Origin of the sequence: Streptomyces coffeae, assembly GCF_016741875.1 — a bacterium.
Lineage (GTDB): Bacteria > Actinomycetota > Actinomycetes > Streptomycetales > Streptomycetaceae > Streptomyces > Streptomyces coffeae.
Genome location: NZ_JAERRF010000001.1, coordinates 296,577 through 315,096 on the forward strand (window position 1 = coordinate 296,577; position 18,520 = coordinate 315,096).

The 18,520-nt window shown below is 74.4% G+C and carries 14 protein-coding genes; 7 read left to right on the plus strand and 7 right to left on the minus strand.

Annotation, left to right across the window (positions count from 1 at the left end; all coding sequences use genetic code 11):
* Positions 1 to 35: 35 nt before the first annotated feature.
* Positions 36 to 1,685 (minus strand): DNA repair helicase XPB, encoded by a 1,650-nt coding sequence (locus JK363_RS01380; RefSeq protein ID WP_201870624.1) that lies wholly within the window; start codon positions 1,683 to 1,685, stop codon positions 36 to 38.
* A 238-nt stretch (positions 1,686 to 1,923) separates the two neighbouring features.
* Between JK363_RS01380 and JK363_RS44110 the strand changes: the two genes are divergently transcribed.
* On the plus strand, positions 1,924 to 2,733 hold the full coding sequence (locus JK363_RS44110) for a VanZ family protein (RefSeq protein WP_307821534.1): 810 nt from the start codon (positions 1,924 to 1,926) through the stop codon (positions 2,731 to 2,733).
* A 1-nt stretch (position 2,734) separates the two neighbouring features.
* Here JK363_RS44110 and JK363_RS01390 read toward each other — a convergent pair whose 3' ends face one another.
* A complete protein-coding gene (locus JK363_RS01390; protein WP_201870625.1) occupies positions 2,735 to 5,491 on the minus strand; it encodes a helicase C-terminal domain-containing protein in 2,757 nt (918 codons plus the stop codon).
* A gap of 115 nt (positions 5,492 to 5,606) precedes the next feature.
* Between JK363_RS01390 and JK363_RS01395 the strand changes: the two genes are divergently transcribed.
* Both JK363_RS01395 and JK363_RS01400 read left to right on the plus strand, forming a co-directional pair.
* Positions 5,607 to 6,893 carry a hypothetical protein gene (locus JK363_RS01395; protein WP_201870626.1) on the plus strand — a complete coding sequence of 429 codons (1,287 nt, stop codon included), beginning with the start codon at positions 5,607 to 5,609 and terminating at the stop codon, positions 6,891 to 6,893.
* Positions 6,894 to 6,974: 81 nt separating this feature from the next.
* Positions 6,975 to 7,607 carry an HAD family hydrolase gene (locus tag JK363_RS01400; protein WP_201870627.1) on the plus strand — a complete coding sequence of 211 codons (633 nt, stop codon included), beginning with the start codon at positions 6,975 to 6,977 and terminating at the stop codon, positions 7,605 to 7,607.
* Positions 7,608 to 7,614: 7 nt separating this feature from the next.
* On the opposite strand, the gene JK363_RS01405 is transcribed toward JK363_RS01400, so the two are convergent.
* Complete coding sequence (locus JK363_RS01405) at positions 7,615 to 7,899, minus strand: hypothetical protein (protein ID WP_201870628.1); 285 nt, start codon at positions 7,897 to 7,899, stop codon at positions 7,615 to 7,617.
* Positions 7,900 to 8,078: 179 nt separating this feature from the next.
* On the opposite strand from JK363_RS01405, the gene JK363_RS44115 reads away from it, so the two are divergent.
* Positions 8,079 to 8,462 carry a cold-shock protein gene (locus JK363_RS44115; RefSeq protein ID WP_201870629.1) on the plus strand — a complete coding sequence of 128 codons (384 nt, stop codon included), beginning with the start codon at positions 8,079 to 8,081 and terminating at the stop codon, positions 8,460 to 8,462.
* A 177-nt stretch (positions 8,463 to 8,639) separates the two neighbouring features.
* On the opposite strand, the gene JK363_RS01415 is transcribed toward JK363_RS44115, so the two are convergent.
* The 4 genes from JK363_RS01415 to JK363_RS01430 form a co-directional block, all read right to left on the minus strand.
* Positions 8,640 to 9,491 (minus strand): 1,4-dihydroxy-6-naphtoate synthase, encoded by an 852-nt coding sequence (locus JK363_RS01415; RefSeq protein WP_201870630.1) that lies wholly within the window; start codon positions 9,489 to 9,491, stop codon positions 8,640 to 8,642.
* Positions 9,488 to 10,294 carry a futalosine hydrolase gene (locus JK363_RS01420; protein ID WP_201870631.1) on the minus strand — a complete coding sequence of 269 codons (807 nt, stop codon included), beginning with the start codon at positions 10,292 to 10,294 and terminating at the stop codon, positions 9,488 to 9,490. The genes JK363_RS01415 and JK363_RS01420 overlap by 4 nt, the downstream gene beginning before the upstream one ends.
* A 16-nt stretch (positions 10,295 to 10,310) precedes the next feature.
* Positions 10,311 to 10,826 (minus strand): hypothetical protein, encoded by a 516-nt coding sequence (locus JK363_RS01425; protein ID WP_201870632.1) that lies wholly within the window; start codon positions 10,824 to 10,826, stop codon positions 10,311 to 10,313.
* 127 nt (positions 10,827 to 10,953) lie between these two features.
* On the minus strand, positions 10,954 to 12,504 hold the full coding sequence (locus JK363_RS01430) for an MFS transporter (protein WP_201870904.1): 1,551 nt from the start codon (positions 12,502 to 12,504) through the stop codon (positions 10,954 to 10,956).
* A gap of 421 nt (positions 12,505 to 12,925) precedes the next feature.
* On the opposite strand from JK363_RS01430, the gene JK363_RS01435 reads away from it, so the two are divergent.
* The 3 genes from JK363_RS01435 to JK363_RS01445 all read left to right on the plus strand — a co-directional run bounded on the left by JK363_RS01435 (position 12,926) and on the right by JK363_RS01445 (position 18,475).
* A complete protein-coding gene (locus JK363_RS01435) occupies positions 12,926 to 13,831 on the plus strand; it encodes a DUF3027 domain-containing protein (RefSeq protein WP_201870633.1) in 906 nt (301 codons plus the stop codon).
* Positions 13,832 to 14,578: 747 nt separating this feature from the next.
* Positions 14,579 to 17,935 carry a sacsin N-terminal ATP-binding-like domain-containing protein gene (locus tag JK363_RS01440; RefSeq protein WP_201870906.1) on the plus strand — a complete coding sequence of 1,119 codons (3,357 nt, stop codon included), beginning with the start codon at positions 14,579 to 14,581 and terminating at the stop codon, positions 17,933 to 17,935.
* A 210-nt stretch (positions 17,936 to 18,145) separates the two neighbouring features.
* Positions 18,146 to 18,475 carry a hypothetical protein gene (locus JK363_RS01445; RefSeq protein WP_201870634.1) on the plus strand — a complete coding sequence of 110 codons (330 nt, stop codon included), beginning with the start codon at positions 18,146 to 18,148 and terminating at the stop codon, positions 18,473 to 18,475.
* Positions 18,476 to 18,520: the final 45 nt, after the last annotated feature.

Genomic DNA, 18,520 nt, shown 5'->3' on the forward strand with positions numbered 1-18,520 from the left:
GTCCCCAACAGCGCGCCAGCCAACAGCGTGCGCCCCTACGTGCCTTCGTCCGCCAGCAGCTCGTTCGCGTCCACGATCCGGTACGCGTACCCCTGCTCGGCCAGGAACCGCTGACGGTGCGCGGCGAAGTCCTGGTCGATCGTGTCCCGCGCGACCACCGAGTAGAAGACCGCCGGATGGCCGTCCGCCTTCGGACGCAGCACCCGGCCCAACCGCTGGGCCTCCTCCTGGCGGGAGCCGAAGGTGCCGGACACCTGGATGGCGACCGTGGCCTCGGGAAGATCGATCGAGAAGTTGGCGACCTTCGAGACCACGAGCACCGACAGTTCACCCTGCCGGAAGGCGTCGAAGAGCTTCTCGCGCTGGGCGTTGGTCGTCTCGCCCTTGATGACCGGCGCGTCCAGATGCTCGCCCAACTCGTCGAGCTGGTCGATGTACTGACCGATCACCAGCGTCTGCTGCCCCCGGTGCCGGGCCACCAGCGCCTCGGTGATCCTGCGCTTGGAGTCGGTCGTGGCGCAGTAGCGGTACTTCTCCTCGGGCTCGGCTGTGGCGTACGCCAGCCGCTCGGTCTCCGTCAGATTGACGCGGACCTCGACGCAGTCGGCGGGCGCGATATAGCCCTGGGCCTCGATCTCCTTCCAGGGCGCGTCGAAGCGCTTGGGCCCGATGAGGGAGAAGACATCGGACTCACGGCCGTCCTCGCGGACGAGTGTGGCCGTCAGACCGAGCCGCCGCCGCGCCTGGAGGTCGGCGGTGAACTTGAAGACGGGGGCGGGCAGCAGATGCACCTCGTCGTAGACGATCAGGCCCCAGTCGCGGGAGTCGAACAGCTCCAGGTGCGGATAGATGCCCTTCCGCTTGGTGGTCAGCACCTGGTACGTGGCGATGGTGACCGGGCGGATCTCCTTCTTCGTACCGCTGTACTCACCGACCTCGTCCTCGGTGAGCGAGGTGCGGCGCACCAGCTCGTGCTTCCACTGGCGGGCCGAGACGGTGTTGGTGACCAGGATCAGCGTGGTCGATTTGGCGGTGGCCATCGCACCCGCCCCGACCAGCGTCTTTCCGGCGCCACAGGGGAGGACGACCACACCGGAGCCGCCGTGCCAGAACCCCTCGACGGCCTGCTTCTGGTACGGCCGCAGCGCCCAGCCGTCCTCGTGCAGCTCGATGGGGTGGGCCTCGCCGTCGACGTATCCGGCCAGGTCCTCGGCGGGCCAGCCCAGCTTCAGCAGCGTCTGCTTGATCTGGCCGCGCTCGGAGGGGTGGACGACCACCGTGTCCGGGTCGATCCGCGCGCCGACCAGCGGCTGGATCCGCTTGGACCGCAGGATCTCCTCCAGCACCGGGCGGTCGCTGGTCTCCAGGACCAGACCGTGGGTGGGGTGCTTCAGCAGCCGCAGCCGGCCGTAGCGGGCCATCGTCTCGGCGACGTCGACCAGCAGGGCGTGCGGTACGGGGTAGCGGGAGTACTCGACGAGGGCGTCGACGACCTGCTCGGCGTCGTGCCCGGCGGCTCGGGCGTTCCACAGCCCGAGCGGGGTCACCCGGTAGGTGTGGATGTGCTCGGGCGCGCGCTCCAGCTCGGCGAAGGGCGCGATGGCGCGGCGGCAGGCGTCTGCCTGCTCGTGGTCCACCTCGAGCAGGAGCGTCTTGTCGCTTTGGACGATGAGGGGTCCGTTCACGCGCCTGGATCCTTCCGAGTGTCACTGGTGTCCGCCGGGCGGGCCGGGGCGAGGGCGGCCGGGTGGCCAAAGAACCAGTGTCCCTCATCGGGCGGAAACGGCGGGGGGATGTAGCGAAGGGGTCGCGCAGAGCCACAGGGATACTCCCCACCGCCAAGGGCAAGCGGGGACAGAGAACAGCGGTGGGAGGTTGGTCCCTGTGGTCACAATCGCCGGGTGGGAGATCCGGACGACCGGCGTGGCAAAGACGACCGGTGCGAAGAAGACCCCGAAGCAGACCCCGAAGCAGACTCCGAAGAACGCGACGACGAAGAACACGAAGGCTGCGACGGCGGCGGCGAAGAAGACGACGACGGACACGGCTAAGAGGACGACCGCCAAGAAGACGACCACCAAGAAGGTGGTGGCCAAGAAGGCGGCGGCGACGAAGACACCGGCCAAGAAGACAGCGGCCAAGGCGGCGACGGCGGCCAAGACCACGCGGGCGGTGTCCGCGAAGACGGAGGCAAAGCCGGAGCCGACGCCTACGCGACCGCCGCTCCAGCGCGATTCGCTGTGGGCACAAGCCGCACGCGTGCTGGTGCTGCTGCTGGCGTTCGTCTGCATGGTCGGTTTCGCGGTGGCGCTCGCCAGGGCCACGCTCGTGCCCTCACCGGGCTCCTCCGACCTCGTCCACACCAATCTGCGTCCGGGTGCCTCGCTGCGCGCGTACCTCGACCAGCCCGCCTTTCAGGACACGGTCAAGCAGATCGGCGGCAATGTGCTGCTCGGCGCGCCCTTCGGGGTGCTGCTGCCGATGCTGATGCCGAGGGCGCGGGGCGCGGTGCGGGTGGTGCTGGTGACCGGGCTGGTGATGGTGATGGTCGAGACGGCCCAGGGACTGATCGTCGAGGGCCGTGCCTTTGACGTCGACGACGTGATCCTCAATACGAGTGGTGCCCTGCTGGGCTACGTCCTGATCGGACGGCTGCTCGGCCGCGCGCTGCACCCCCGGCGCCACCACTGGTGGCACCGCTGGACCAAGCCCTCGTCCTCGTCCGCGGCGTGAGCTATCCGGCCTCGTCGGCCAGTTCGGCGACGCCCGTGATGCGGTGCAGCGGGTAGGTGCGGACCTCGTCGGCGGTGTGGTCGTACGCGGTGACGAAGCCGCCCTCGACCCGGACCGGGGCGATGACCCGCTGGCTGGCCGCGCCGTCCGCGTTGACGTAGCCGATCCAGACGGCGGAGCCGGTGAGGGCCGCGGCCTGCATGGTGGCGAGGGTGTCGGCCGAGGTGGTGCGCGGCAGTCGGCCGGACGCGCCGGTGGCGGCCCCGGCCCCGTCGGTGGCCGCGCCCGCTGCCGCCGGTACCGGCTTGTGGGGCGCGGTGGCGGCGAGGTCCCCGGCGCGGATGGCGCGTACGGCGGCACCGAGGAGGGTGGTGTCGGGCCTCGGCGGGCCGTCCGGCACCGGTGTGGGCGCGGTACGGGGCGGGGTGCGGCGGGCCTCGGCGCGGGTGATCAGCACATCGCCCTCGGCGGATTCGGCCGCCGGTGCGTACCCCATGGCGCGCAGTCCGTCGAGCAGCGCGTCCGGCGGGGCCTGGGAGGCCAGCACGGTGGGGGCGAGACGGCGCAGCCGCAGCGCGGCGGAGCGGCGGTCGGCGAGGATCTCGGCGAGCAGCGCGTCGTCGTCGCAGCGCAGATACGCGGAGGCGGCGCCGATCCGCAGATGGCCGTGTTTACGGGCCACGTCGTCGATCAGATACGCCAGCGGCTGGGGTACCGGGGTGCGGGAGTGCGCGGCGAGGAAGGTGTGCAGATCGTCGGCGGTACGGCCGGCGTCGAGCGCACGGCGTACGGAGGCGGGGGTGAAGCGGTAGACCGTGGCGCCGCCCTTGGACTCGACTTCGGCCAGCACGCCCAGCATCGCGGCGAGCGGTCGCTGCAAGGGGCCGGGGGCGACGGCGGTCAGATCGGCCTGGAGGAGGACGTGGTCCAGGGGTTCGGGGAGCAGCGGGGCGAGCATGCGGGCGGCTTTCGCGGTCGCGGTGGCCGTCTCGGCGGGGGTGGTCGGCTGCTCGGCCGTGGTCTCCGTTCCCTTCGGTGAAGGGCCCTCCGGGGGCAGGCCGAGGAGTGCGCGGCCGTGGGAGGAGAGGGCGGCGCGGCCGGTGATGCCGAGGAGTTCGGCCTCGGCGAGGGTCCAGCGGGCCAGCCGCGACCGCAGATCGTCACCGGAACCGGAACCGGAACCGGAACCGGAACCGTAACCGGAAACGGAACTCGGACCGGAACCGGAAACCGAACCAGCGCCGGACGCCGACGAGGAGCCCGAGGCGCCCGCGGGACCCGAGGGTGCCGGGACAGCGGGCGCGGCGCTCCGGTGCGGCGGCCGCTCCCAACGCAGCCGCGCCAGCAGCCCGTCGATGTCCGCCGAGGCCCCGGCCGGGAGCGTCGCGAGCAGCGTGAGCAGCCGGCGGCGCACCTCGGGGGCCGGTGAGCGGTCCAGGTCCGGCCCGAGCGCGGCGAGCGTACGGCCCTTGGCGTCACGGCCGCCGACCAGGCCCGCCGTACGGGTCGCGGTGAGCCAGGCGGAGACGAGCCCGGCCCACCGCTCCTCGGGGGCCAGCCGCAGCCATTCGTCGTAGGCGGGGGTGGGTGCGAAGCGCTCGTCGGTCTCGCCGTCGGAGGCCAGCAGTCCGGCCGCGTACGCCAGCTCGATCCAGAAGGCGGCGATCTGCTCGGTCACATCGAGGACGGCGGCGGTCCGCTTGAGGTCGCGCACGCTCAGCCCGCCCGCGCGCAGCACCTGCGGCGGGGCGCTCTCCCACTGGCCCATCAGCTCCTCGACGGTGGCCGGCGCGGTGAACGCCTGGCCCGCGGCGGTGCTGTCCACAGCCTCTGGGCGGTGTTCGGCGGCGGGCGGCAGCGGCGGGGGCAGCGGTTCGGGGGCGCGGTGCGCCCGGCCGCCGCGCAGACGGAGGGCGACCTCGCGGGGCAGCACCACATTGCGCGGCCCGGACGGCAGCAGCAGCCCGCGGTCCAGCAGCCAGGCGACGGGCGGGGTCGGCGAGGCCACGGACACCTCGCCGTACGGCGGACCCCAGACCAGCTTGGCCAGCACGGCATGGGCACCCTCGGGCGCCTGGGCCAGCAGCGCCGCCATCCGCGCGCGGTCGGCGAACAGCCCGGCCAGGGCGGCCAGGGCCGTCACCGGGTCATGGGTGGGCGGCAGTCCGGCCGCGGCCAGCAGCTCCTGGAGGCGGCCCGGCGACATCCCGGACGCGGCCTCGTGGACGGTGGGGCCGAGCCCGGTCGGAGACGGTGCGGTGGCGGAGGGGGCCAGCAGCTCACGGGCGGTGCGGACCAGCCGCAGCCGGTCGTCGCCGCCCCAGACGAGAGCCTGGCCGCGCAGGGTGGCCACGGCGCGCGGCAGCTCGGCGGCGATATGCGCGCGCGACGCGGCGGGCAGGGGCGCCTCGACCGGCGGGCCCGACTCCTCGCCCGTCCCCGTCATCAGGTCGCGCAGCGTCTCGTACGGGCACGGGTCGGGCGCCACCGCCAGCGCCTCGGCGGTCTGGAGCGCGAACCGGTCCAGCCGCTCCACCGCCCGTACGACCGAGGCGCGGGTCCCGGCGCGGGTGGCGAGCTGGGTGAGGTCGTTGGGGACCGGGGACAGCAGGTCGGGGCGGGCGCGCAGCAACGTGGCGAGGGCGTCGTCGGGGCGGGTGCGCAACTCCTCGGCGAGGGTGCGCGGCGCGCCGCGGCCGCTGTCCGCCGGGCCGGTGTCTGCCGCCACGCGCGCCTCCCGATTCCGCGAGCTGGTCATTCGATCCACAGTACCCGGGGGTGGCGGGCGCCGGTGGTGCGGCGGGGAACCGCTCCCGCACGGTACGGTCGAAGCCGTCTTGGTACGCCGACCGTGCGCATTCTCAGGGGTCTTGGTGGGGATCGAGAGCGAAAAGCTCGTCTACGACTATCTGAGCCGCGTCGGGGACCTGGCCCAGCAGCAGGGGTTGTCGTCGGGCGACCGGATGCGGCTGGTCTCCGGGCTCCGCGCCGATATCGACCACCGGCGGGCCACCGGCGGTACGGACAGCACGGCCGGGGTGAAGCGGATCCTCGCCAAGCTGGGCTCGCCCGCCGACGTGGTGGCCGCCGCGGGCGGCCGGACCCCCGACCCCGGCGCGGGCGCGGGCGCGGGCGCGGGCGCGGGGGCGTCAACCGGAACGCCGAGCGGTACCTCCTCCGGAACCTCCGCACCGGCCCCGTCGGGCGCGTCGGGCCCGGCCGTCCCCGAGCCCCCGCGCGGCGCGGCGGGCGCGGCCCGGGCGGCCCGGGAAAGGCTGGCCGGACTCGCCGAACGCACCGGGCTGACCGGCAAGGTGCCCACGCCGCGTGAGGGGAGCGGCGGCGGCCGGGACGGCGGGGCGGGCGACGGCACCTCCCTGATCAAGCACACGCCCGTCACCCCCGACACCCCCGGTATCCCGGCCCCGCGCTCGGCCGCCGCGTCACCGCCGCACCTCGCGGGCGAGGACGAGCTCGGCCCGCGCGAGTCCAACCCCGACTGGTGGCATGTGGAGCCGGGCCCGTTCGCCCAGCCCGAGCAGCACGACGCGCAGTACGGCGCCGTGGAGGGGTTCGTCGGCGGGATCGAGATCCCCGAACTGCTCGGCGGCACCTTGGCCGAGCAGGAGCGACGGGAACGGCAGCAGCGGTACGAGAAGGACGCCGCCGAGCGGGCCGCGGCCGAGGAGGAAGCGGAAGCCGAAGCGGACTCCGGCGGCGCCCCGGCGCGCCGCCGGGGGATGGTGCGGCGTGCCCTGTTCGGGCGCGGCAAGGCCGCGGCGGCGGACGACGGGGGTGGCGCGGCGGCCGGGGCCGGGTGGCTGGCGGGGCTCGGCCCCCTGCTGCTGCTCTCGATCGGGCTGCTGGTCGCGGGCGCCGTGCTGGGCAACATCCTGCTGCTGGGCTTCGGCTGGGTCCTGGCGTACACGACCGGACGGCATTCCCGCGCCGAGGCGAAGTGGGCGGTGCTGGCCATGCCCGGCCTGGTCGCGGCCGGTGGTATGGCCTGGCTCTGGGGGCGCAGCAAGGGCAAGTGGGGTGACCCGATCCCGAAGGACGGGATGAAGGACGCGCTCGCGGACACCTGGCCGGTGGTCGTCCGGGCCGCGGCCGTCGCCACGGTGCTGTTCCTGGTGTGGCGGGCGCGGCGCCGGGGCTGACCCCCGCGGCGGGGCAGCCTCGCGAAAACGCGCCCAGGGGCGGAGGAAGCGCGCCCATGGGCGAACGGCACAATGAGGGGCATGGCTTCGCACACGGTGACGGTCGGCTTCGACCTCGACATGACGCTCATCGACTCCCGGCCGGGTATCAAGGCGGCGTTCGAAGAGCTCTCCGCCCGCACCGGCACCTTCGTGGACGCCGAGTTGGCCATCACCCGGCTGGGGCCGCCGCTGGAGCAGGAGCTCGCACACTGGTTCCCCGACGAGCGGATCCCGGAGATCAGCGATCTCTACCGCGGGCTGTACCCGGAGTACGCGATCGGGCCCACGCCCGCGCTGCCCGGCGCCCGCGAGGCGATCGAGGCGGTGCGGCGGGCCGGGGGCCGGAGCGTGGTGGTCACCGCCAAGCACGAGCCCAACGCCAAGCTGCACCTGAGCCATCTGGGCATCGTGCCGGACGCGGTTGTCGGCTGGCTGTGGGCCGAGGCCAAGGCGGAGGCGCTGCGCGAGTACGGGGCGACGGTCTACGTCGGCGATCACACCGGTGACATACGGGGCGCGCGCGTCGCGGACGCGCTGTCGGTGGCGGTGCCCACCGGGCCGTGCGGTGCGGAGGAGTTGCGTCAGGCCGGGGCCGATGTGGTGCTCGAGGACCTGACGGCGTTCCCGGCGTGGCTGGAGTGCCACCTCGACGGGGAGTCCACCGGGAGCTGACCCCCGGTCAGGCTTCGCGGCCGTCCGGGGTGCGGGTGGCCTCCCGCCGCTGCGCCGTGATCGACCGCAGCACTCCGGCCGCGGCGAGTGCGAAGCCGACGCCCATCAGCATGGAGATGAGGTACGCGGCCGTCGGCAGCGGATCCGCACCCAGGAACATGGGTGCGACGGTGGCGAGAGTGGCGATGGCGCCGACGGCGAACACGATCACGCCGATGCGTACCAGACGGTCGCCGGGCCCGTCTTCGGTGTGGCCGGGGGAGGTTCCTTGGTGCGGGGTTTCATTGCTCACCGCACCAGGGTAGATCGGTGCCTGAGCGCCCATACGAACCACCCGGAACCATCCGGGTACGTCTTGTCACCAGGCTCGGGACCATTAGCCTTGGTGGTGGCGGGTCCTACGACCCGCTGTAGTGCTATCCAGAGCTGTTTTTCCGTGTTTTCCGACGAGCGACGAGGACGAGGACAGACGTGCCTACCGGCAAGGTCAAGTGGTTCAACAGTGAGAAGGGCTTCGGCTTTCTCTCCCGCGATGACGGCGGTGACGTCTTCGTGCACTCGTCAGTGCTCCCGGAAGGCGTGGACGCACTCAAGCCGGGGCAGCGCGTGGAATTCGGCGTGGTGGCGGGAAACCGCGGTGATCAGGCACTTTCGGTGACGATCCTCGACCCGGCCCCCTCGGTGGCGGCGGCACAGCGGCGCAAGCCGGACGAGCTCGCGTCCATCGTCCAGGACCTCACCACCCTGCTGGAGAACGTGACCCAGCAGCTGGAGCGCGGCCGCTATCCCGACAAGGCACACGGCCACAAGATCGCGGGCATGCTGCGCGCGGTGGCCGATCAGCTCGACGTCTGAGCCCGGAGGTCACGCATCCGGGGACTGCCCCGAGCCACCCCGGAACCCTCCCGAGGTCACCCCGGGGTGTAACGAATCAGACACGTTCAGCGACGAGTTCCGGACAAAGAGGCGCCGGAGAGGCGGCGGAGCGACGTCATGGAGACGGACGTCGTGGGGACGGACGTCGTGGGGACGTCAGACGAACGCCAGCGCATCGGGGCCGAGGGGCGGTACCAGCCCCTCGGCCGCCGCGCGGGTCAGCAGCCCGCGCACCGCGGCGTAGCCGTCCTCGCCCAGCCCGGCGGTGAACTCGTTCACATACAGCCCGATGTGCTGGTCGGCGACGGTCGGGTCCATCTCCTGGGCGTGCGCCAGCACATACGGGCGGGACGCCCGCGGATCGTCCCAGGCCATCAGCACCGAGGTGCGGGCGGCATCGGCGATGGCGCGCAGCCGCTCCGCGCCCAGTGAGCGCTTGGCGATGATCGCGCCGAGCGGGATCGGCAGCCCGGTGGTCAACTCCCAGTGCTCGCCCATGTCGGCGAGGCAGTGCAGACCGTAGTTCTGATAGGTGAACCGGGCCTCGTGGATGACAAGTCCGGCGTCCACCGCGCCGTCCCGCACCGCGGGCATGATCTCGTGGAACGGCAGCACCTGGATCTGCCCCACGCCCTCCGGCACTTCGGCCGCCGCCCACAGCCGGAACAGCAGATACGCCGTCGAACGTTCGCTGGGCACCGCCACCGTCTTCCCCGCCAGGTCCGGCGCCCGGCCGGGCTCCCGGGTCAGCACCAGCGGTCCGCAGCCACGGCCCAGCGCCCCGCCGCACGGCAGCAGCGTGTACTCGTCCAGCACCCAGGGCAGCACGGCGTACGACACCTTCAGTACGTCGAACTCCCCGCGCTCGGCCATCCCGTTGGTGATGTCGATGTCGGCGAAGGTGACGTCCAGCGGCGGGGCCCCGGGAATGCGACCGTGTGCCCAGGCGTCGAAGACGAAGGTGTCGTTCGGGCACGGGGAGTACGCGATCTTCAGGCGCTCGGTCACTGCCGGATTCCTTCCCGGTCGACGAAGTCCGGGCCGGCGCCCGGTTCCAGGGTCCAGGTTCTGAGGACGGGGACGAGGTTCCCGAAGGCGACGGCCAGAGCCTCGAGCGCCTCGCCGATCCGCCAGGCGGCCCGGTCGCGAGGGCCGACGGCGTTGGAGATGGCCCGTACCTCCAGGACGGGCACGGACTGCGCGGCGGCGGCCTCCGCCACCCCGAATCCCTCCATCGCCTCGGCGGCGGCCCGCGGATGACGCCGCAGCAGCTCCGCGGTCCGCTCGGCGCTGCCGGTCACGGTCGACACGGTGAGCACGGTGCCGCGGACCGCGTGCACGGCTTCGGCGGCGGCGGCGACGAGGGCGGCGGGCGGCAGATGTTCGACGGTGCCGAAGCCGAGGTCGGTGACGGCGGCGAAGCCGTCGGCGGTCTCGGCGCCGAGGTCGGCGGCGACCACGGCATCGGCGATCACGACCGAGCCGAGCGGGGCGCGGGGAGCGGCCTGGGCACCGGCCGGGCCGGTGAATCCGCCGCCGATACCGGCCGAGACGGCGAGGTCGTAGGGGGCGTGCGCGAGCGCGGCGGCGGTCAGGGCGGTGGCGCTGCCCGCCGCCGCGGCTGCCGGGCCGACCCCGGCGGCCGTGACGTCGACGGTGAGGGCCGGTGCGCCGGACCACTCCAGCCGGTGCAGCACGCCGCCGGGCAGGGCGACTTCGGTGGGTGCGACGGCCTCGGCGGCCGCGCGTCCGAGGCCCCGTACCACGGCGTCCCGCTCCGCGGCGACGGCCGTGACGATCAGCGCTCGCATCGGCGCCGGTCGTCCGTCAGGAGTCCCGCTCGAGCTTGAAGCGCCACAGACCCTTGGGCCGCTTGCTGCCCTTGCCCTCCTCGTCCACCTGGACGACGGTGAGGGTGACCTTGTCCACCGGGGACGGCTGCCCGGTCTGGGGGTTCTGCTGCGACAGGAGGGTCTCGCTGTCGAAGCTGCGGTAGGTCTCCTTGCTCGGCTCGTTCATGACCGGGGTGCCGGCGACCACGGCCCAGCCGGACTCGGCGATCTTCGGGTCCACGCCGATGCGCACCTTCTCGCCGGTGGTCACCTTGATCGTCTTCTCCGGCGCCTTGGCCAGGCACTTCTCCAGCGCCGACTTGCTGAGCTGCTCGCTCTCGTTGTAGCAGCCGTGGGCCGCCTCCGCCGTCACGGTGGTCGAGCCGACCGTCACCGTCGCGAGCGGAGTCGGCTTGTCGCAGGCGGAGAGGGCGATGAGCCCGAGGGCAACAGCACAGGCGGCGGTGGCGGCGCGGCGGCCCTTGCCCCTGGAAAACAACGCAGCGGTCATGCGGGCAGGCTATCGGTCCATTCCGATCACGCCGCGCGGGGGTTCCTTCCGACGTGTTTCGCCGTCGCCTCCGGCCGCCGTTCCGCGTCCGTCCCGCCCCGGCTCGTGCCCCGCGCCGGCCCGCCCGTCAGGCCACCCGGGGGCGCGGCGCGCCCTGCCGGGCGGCGGACAGCAGCCCCCGTACGCTCGCGGCGGCGCCCAGGGCCACCAGCACCGCGGCGACCGCCATCCCCAGCTCCCCATTGAGCGGCAGCGCGATGCCCACGGCCCCGCCGACGACCCATGCGATCTGGAGTGTGGTCTCCGAACGGGAGAAGGCGGAGGTGCGGACCTCCTCCGGTACGTCGCGCTGGATGAGCGCGTCCAGCGACAGCTTGCCCAGCGCCTGGGAGATGCCCGCCGTGGCGGCGACGGCGGCGACCGTCACCGCGCCGTACAGCGCGGCCGCCACGACGATCACCCCGACGGCCGAGGTCAGCACCACCGCGATGATCCGCTCCGGGCCGCGGGCCCGCAGCCAGGCGCCGATCGCCGTACCCAGGGCGTTGCCGCCGCCCGCCGCGACCGCGACCAGGCCGAGGGACAGTTCGGGGCTGAGCCCGCCCACCGGCTGATCGCGCAGCAGGAAGGCGAGGAAGAGGGTGAGGAAGCCGGACAACGCCTTGAGCGAGGCGCACGCCTGGAGGGCGTGCAGGACGGACGGGCCGACGGTGCGCAGTCCCGGCCGTCGCTCCCGGCCGCCCGGCGGACTGCCGAGCCGAGCGGAGCGTCCGCCGAAGGGCCCGCCGGAGAGCCAACTGAACGCACCGCCGAACCGCCCGCCGGGCGCCGCCCCGGACCGTCCGCCGAACCCGCGTCCGAACCGCGCGCCCGAAGGAGCCGTGGGCCGGGGAGGAGCCGTGGGCCGGGGACGGGGCCGGTGCACCGAGGCCGGCAGATGCAGATGATGCGCGCCCGAGGTGAGCTGCGCCCTCGCCTCGCCCAGGGACGAGTCCACCTTGTGCGGCAGCGTGAAGGACAGGAACGTGCCCGCCATGAAGATCGCGAACGCCCCGTACAGCGGCCAGCTCGGCCCCAGCTGATGCAGCCCGGCCCCCAGGGGCGCGGCGACACCGGTCGCCAGCAGCCCGGCGAGGGTCACCCGGGAGTTCGCCTTGACCAGCGAGAAGCGGGGCGGCAGCAGCCGTGGCACGATCGCGGACCGCACCACGCCGTACGCCTTGGACGCCACCAGCACACCCAGCGCCGCCGGATACAGCTCCAGACCGCCGCCCGCCACCGCGCCCGCCATCGCCAGCGCCAGCAGCGCGCGGGTGAGCATCGCGCCCGCCATCGCCGCGCGGCGGCCGTGCGGAATGCGGTCCAGCAGCGGGCCGATGACGGGGGCCAGAAGGGCGAACGGGGCCAGGGTGATGGCCAGATACAGCGCGACCCGGCCGCGTGCCTCGTCGGTCGGGACCGTGAAGAAGATTGTGGAGGCAAGCGCGACGGTGATCAACATGTCGCCCGCCGAGTTCACCGCGTGCAGCTCGATCAGCTTGCCGAGCCCGGACTCACCGGCCCCGTGCGCATGGGTGGCCCGGCGGATACCGCGGCCGGTCGCGGTGAAGGGGAGGTGCAGCGCGCGGGCGATCCAGCGGCCCGACCGTTGGATCGGACCGCTGCCGTGGAACCGCATGCCTGCCACCTGACCATGGTGCAGCCAACGCGGCCGGGACGTGAGACCTTGGACGGCTTTCCGGATCGGTTCGGTTCGGTCCCACGCCTTCGTCGTCCCTCGGTAACCGCCCTCTGTCCAGCGCAAACGCGGTTCGGATGGGGCGGATGACGGAGGATCGGGGCGGGACGGGGGTGGGGGTGGCCCGGCCGGACAAGGTAGCGTGCGTAGCGCGCCACCGACGGTCGTTCCTGGCCACGTACTGAGTTGCCATCCCGCAGAATGGAACGTACAAGGTGCGCCCGAGGCCGGAACGGGCGCGGACGTCGACGCGGTCCTACGGTCCGCTCCGTCCGCAGTCCCGCCGTCCGGCCGTCGGCTGGCGCACTCGTCAGACGGCTGCGACGGCGTGGAAGAGAGAACCGATCCTGTGAGTGCTGCGATGCGAAGCCGTACCCCCGACCGTCTGTGCGCCGAGGCGGTCGAACTCGCCCGCGAGGCAGCCGCGGACGCGGCCCGGCCCGGAACGGTCGGCGAGCATGTGGGAGCCGTCGCGGAGGGAGACCGCGTCGTCACCCATCTCTTCGAATGCCCCGAGCCCGGCTACCGCGGCTGGCGCTGGGCGGTCACCGTCACCCGCGCCTCGCGGGCGAAGGTCGTCACCCTGGACGAAACGGTGCTGGTGCCCGGCCCGGACGCGCTACTCGCGCCCGAATGGGTGCCATGGAGCGAGCGGCTGCGCCCCGGCGACATGGGGCCGGGGGATCTGCTCCCCACCGAGGCCGAGGATCTGCGGCTGGAGGCGGGGTTCTCGGGCGAGGACGTCCCGCCGCCCAACTCCATGGTCTCCGAGGAGATGGAGCAGCTCGCCGCGGTGGAGGAGGCCGATGTGACACCCGGGGCGCCCGCCGCCCAGGGGGCACCGCCCGCGACAGGCTCGATCGCGTCCGTCGCCGAGGAGCTGGGTATGCGCCGCGCCCGGGTGCTGTCCCGGTACGGCCTCCATGTCGCCGCCGACCGCTGGGACGACGCGTTCGGCGCCCGGACCCCCATGGCACAGGCGGCCCCCGGCACCTGCGCGAGCTGCGGCTTCCTGGTGCCGATCGCGGGCTCGCTACGGCAGGCGTTCGGCGTGTGCGCCAATGAGTTCAGTCCGGCGGACGGCCGTGTGGTCTCCCTGGCGTACGGCTGCGGCGCCCACTCCGAGGCCGCCGTCATGCCGAAGCCGCCCCGCCCGGCCGAGCCCGTCCTCGACGAAACGGTCGTCGAACCGCTGCCCCTCCACCCCGACCGCACCGGCGGCTCGGTCGAGCCGGACTCCCCGGCGGAGGAACTGGGCCACTCCTAGCCCTCCGCGGGCGGCGGTCCTGGGCCCCGGCCCCGGTGGACGGCGTCGGCTGGCACGGGTCCGCCCCCGGACGAGGGCGTCATGGCCTTCAACCGTGCGATGACCGTCGGCTATCCGCCCTCGGTCGCGGTCCGGTGCCGCCTTGCGCCGCGGGTGGGGTGCGGCGCCCCGCCCGCGGGCGGCCGACGGGGCTCTCGTCGCCGCGCGTCATCAGCCCGTCGGGCCGCCACGGGGCCCGTGGGCGGCTGCCCCGGGTAGCCGGCCTGCCGCCGTCGGCGTCGATCGGGTGGGGCCGAGCGGTCCCACCAGCCCCCGGGCCTCGCCACGGGGCCATGGGCGGCTGCCCCGGGCGGCCCGTCAACCCCGCCCGCCGCCGTCGGCGTCGGTCGGGTGGAGACCGTGTGTGTCACCAGCCCGTCGGGCCCGGACACGGGACCTGTGGGCGGCTGCCCCGGGTAGTCCGGCAGTCACCCCACCCGCCGCCGTCGGCGGCGGGCGCGGTGGGGACCGGGGCGGTGGGGTGGATCGCGGGGGGAGTACGTTCGCCGTTAGGGTCCCTCATCACCAGGGGCGTCCGGATGTGGACGTCCCCGTGCGGGCGGGACCCCGCGGAGGGGCGGCACGTGGGCGATCCGACGGGGGCGGTGGAGAATCGCGTCTCGTGGGGAACCCGGCAGCGGGCACCCGTAAGCAGGACCGCAGGGCACGGATCAGGAACTCCGGAGGCGAGACGTGAGCAGCACGGCGATGGTGCGAGGCGCGACCGAGGACGCGGACCCGTTCGGGACCGCGCGGCTGCGGCGCGGCGTGCTGGACGCCTGGGCCGCCTCGCCCGCCCGCTTCCGGGAGGACGCCAACGCCGAGGAGGACCTCGCGCTCGGCGGCCACCGCGACCGGCTGGTCGTCGAGCTGGCCCAGAACGCGGCGGACGCCGCCGCCCGCGCCGGGGTGCCCGGACGGCTCCGGCTCACCCTGCACCCGGCCACCGACGGCCAGCCGGCCGTGCTGGCCGCCGCCAACACCGGCGCCTCGCTGGACGCCGCCGGCGTCGAGTCGCTGTCCACGCTGCGCGCCTCCGCCAAGCGGGACGAGCCGGAGAGCGCCGTGGGCCGGTTCGGCGTCGGGTTCGCGGCGGTGCTCGCGGTGAGCGACGAGCCCGCGGTCGTCGGCCGGAGCGGCGGGGTCCGCTGGTCGCTGGCCGAGGCTCGGGAGCTGACCCTGCGCACCGCCGAGGCCGCGCCCGGTCTGGCGGACGAGCTGCGCCGCCGGGACGGGCACGTCCCGCTGCTGCGGCTGCCGCTGCCCGCCGAGGGCACCGCGCCGGACGGCTATGACACCGTCGTGGTGCTGCCGCTGCGCGACGGCGCCGCCCTGGATGTGGCCGAGCGGCTGCTCACCGCGGTCGACGACGCACTGCTGCTGACCCTGCCGGGCCTGGCGGAGGTCGTGGTCGAGACCCCCGAGGGCGTACGGACGCTGCGGCGCCGCGCCGAGGGTCCGTACACGGTCATCGAGGACAGCGGTGAGCGCGGTACGACGCGCTGGCGCACCGAGAGCGCGGGCGGACGGCTGGACGCGGCGCTGCTCGCCGACCGCCCGGTGGAGGAGCGGCTGCGCCCGGTGTGGTCGGTGACCTGGGCGGTTCCGGTGGACGCCGAGGGCGCGCCGGTGCGGCCCGCCACGGCCCCGGTCGTGCACGCGCCGACGCCCACGGACGAGCCGCTGGGGCTGCCCGCGCTGCTGATCGCCTCCTTCCCGCTGGAGCCCACCCGCCGCCACACCGCGCCCGGCCCGCTCACGGACTTCCTGCTGGACCGCGTGGCCGAGGCGTACGCGGCGCTGCTGCGCGACTGGCATCCGGTGGGGGTCGGCACGATCGGCCTGGTCCCGGGGCAGCTCGGCCGGGGCGAGCTGGACGGTGAGCTGCGGCAGCGGGTGCTGGAGCGGCTGCCGCGGGTGCCGTTCCTGCCCAGTGCGGCGGCGCCCGCGGCGGGCGAGAGCGGCCGGGAGCCGGTGGCGGGCTGGCTGGGCTCGCCGGACGCGCTCGGCCCGGACGCGGCGGAGGGCGGGCCCGCGGTGGGTGCGGCCACCGGCACCCCGGGACCGGCCGCCCCTGATCTCGGCGGCTGGGACGACGACGTCCTCGCGCCCGGTGCCCTGGAGGGCGAGCCGTACGCGCTACGGCCCCGCGACGCCGAGCTCGTCGAGGGCGCGGGCACCGCGACCGTCGAGGTGCTGGCCGAGCTGTTCCCCACGCTGCTGCCCGCAGGTCTCGAGCGGCGGTCGGAGCTGCGGGTGCTCGGCGTGGCGCGGGTGCCGCTGGGCGAGGTGATCGACCGGCTGGCGGGGGTGGAACGCGACCCGTCCTGGTGGCGGCGGCTGTACGACGCGCTGTCCGGAACCGACCCGGACCGGCTCAGCGGGCTGCCGGTGCCGCTGGCCGACGGCCGGACGACGATCGGGCCCCGGCAGGTGCTGCTCCCGCTGCCCGGGGAGACCGACATCGGCGAGGGCGGGGGCGTCGCCGAGACCCATCGCACCCTGGCCCGGCTGGGCCTGAAGGTCGCCCATCCGGACGCCGCGCATCCGCTGCTGGAGAAGCTGGGCGCGACCCCGGCCACCCCGCGCGCCGTGCTGACCACCCCCCAGGTGCGCGCCGCCGTGGCGCATTCGCTGGAGGCGGAGGACGACTACGACCCGTTCGCAGAGGACGGCGAGGGGCTGGGCGCGGCGCTGGACGCCGACACCCTGGCCGACACCGTCCTCGGCCTCGTCCAGCAGGCCCGGCTGGCGCCCGGCGACGAACCGTGGCTGGCCGCGCTGGCGCTGCCGGACGAGGACGGGGAGCCGGCCCCCGCCGGGGAACTGGTCCTGCCCGGGAGCGCCTTCGAGCGGGTGATGCGGGAGGGCGAACTCGCCGCCTGCGACGCCGAGCTGGCCGAGCGCTGGGGTGAACAGCCGCTGGCCGCGGTCGGAGTGCTGGCGAACTTCACCCTCGCCCGGGCCACCGACGTGGTGCTGGACCCGGATGAGCTGGAGCCCCGCGAGGGAGACTTCACCGAGCCGGACGATGTCGGTGTGCTGGACGCGGTGGACGTGTGGTGCGAGGACGCGCTGGACCGGCTGCCGGAGACCCCGGTGCCCCCGGTGGCGACCGAGATCGTGGCCGTACGGGACCTGGACCTCGTGGACGACGACGCCTGGCCGCAGGCGCTGGCCATGCTCGCCGAGCCGCCGCTGCGCGACGCGCTGACCGCGCCGGTGCGGGTGCTGCTGCCGGACGGCACCACGGAGAGCGTGCGTTCGTACACCGCGTGGTGGCTGCGCGGCCACCCGGTGCTGGACGGCCGCCGCCCCGCCGGACTGCGCGCGGCGGGCGGCGATCCGCTGCTGGCCGGGCTCTACGAGGCGGTGGACGCGGCCGGGTTCGAGGACGAGCAGGTGCTGCGGGCGCTCGGGGTGCGGACCTCGGTGGCGGCCCTGCTGGACGAGCCGGGCGGCGCGGCCGAGTTGCTGGCCCGGCTGGCCGACCCCGAGCTCGAGGTGACCGCGGCCCAGCTGCGCGCGCTCTACGGGCAGTTGGCCGACCTCGACCCTGAGCAGGTGACCCTGCCGGACGAGCTGCGGGCCGTGGTGGACGGCCGCCCGCGGGTGGTGGACGCGGGCGAGGCCCTGGTCGCGGATGCGCCGGACCTCATGCCGCAGGCCGAGGCGGACGGCCGGGCGCTGCTGCCGGTGAGCCCCGCGCGGGCGGCGGACCTGGCGGAGCTGTTCCAGGTGCGGCGGCTGACCGAGGTCTATCCGGCGCCGGTGGTCTCCCACGGCGATCCGCACGCGGTCCCGGAGGCGGTGCGCGAACTCCTCCCGGACGCCCCGCTGTCGTACGTCGAGCACGAGGAACTGCTCGTCGCGGGCGACACGGAGAGCGGGATCGAGCTCGACTGGCGGTATGTGGACGGCACACTGCACGCCTCGACGGTCGAGGGGGTCGCGGCCGGGCTGGCCTGGGCCGCGGGCCAGTGGTCGCGCCGCTTCGAGGTGGCGGCCCTGCTGGAGGATCTGACGCGTACGGAGGAGCTGGCCCGGGCGCGCTGGTTCGACTAGGGCCCCGGCCCAGGCGACCGGGCGGCCCCGGTGCGGCGGCCACGAGTCGACGCAGGGGCAACCACTGTGGATCGAGCGCTAACGCCCTCCGGCCCCCGCACCGGCAGACTGACGGGAGGACGCGGGGGCACGGCGCCCGGGGGAACACCCGGCCGTGCGGGGACCCCGGGTCCGGACCGATGACAGTTCGGACGTACAGGGAGTGTGCCCATGAGCAAGCTGGCACGGGGGACGGCGCTTGTCGGAGCGGCGGTCGCGCTGACGGCGATGGTGTCGCCGGTGGCCCACGCGGATGACCGCGGTTCGGCCTCCAGGTCGGGCCGCTATGTCGAGCTGAAGGCTTTCGAGGAAGCCCCGGTCTACACGGAGGCCAGCTCCAGGTCGCGGAGGGCGGGCTCGTTCAAGCGAGGTGAGACCGCCCGGGTCTGGTGCGCCCTCAAGACCTCTGGCGGGGTGTGGTACTCGGTCCAGGACATCGGCGGGGCACTGTGGACGTACTCGGGACACTTCGAGTCCTCGGGCGAGATCAAGAAGTGCTGACGGCCTGACCGGTGACACCGCGAACGGCCCCGCCGCGTCCCAACC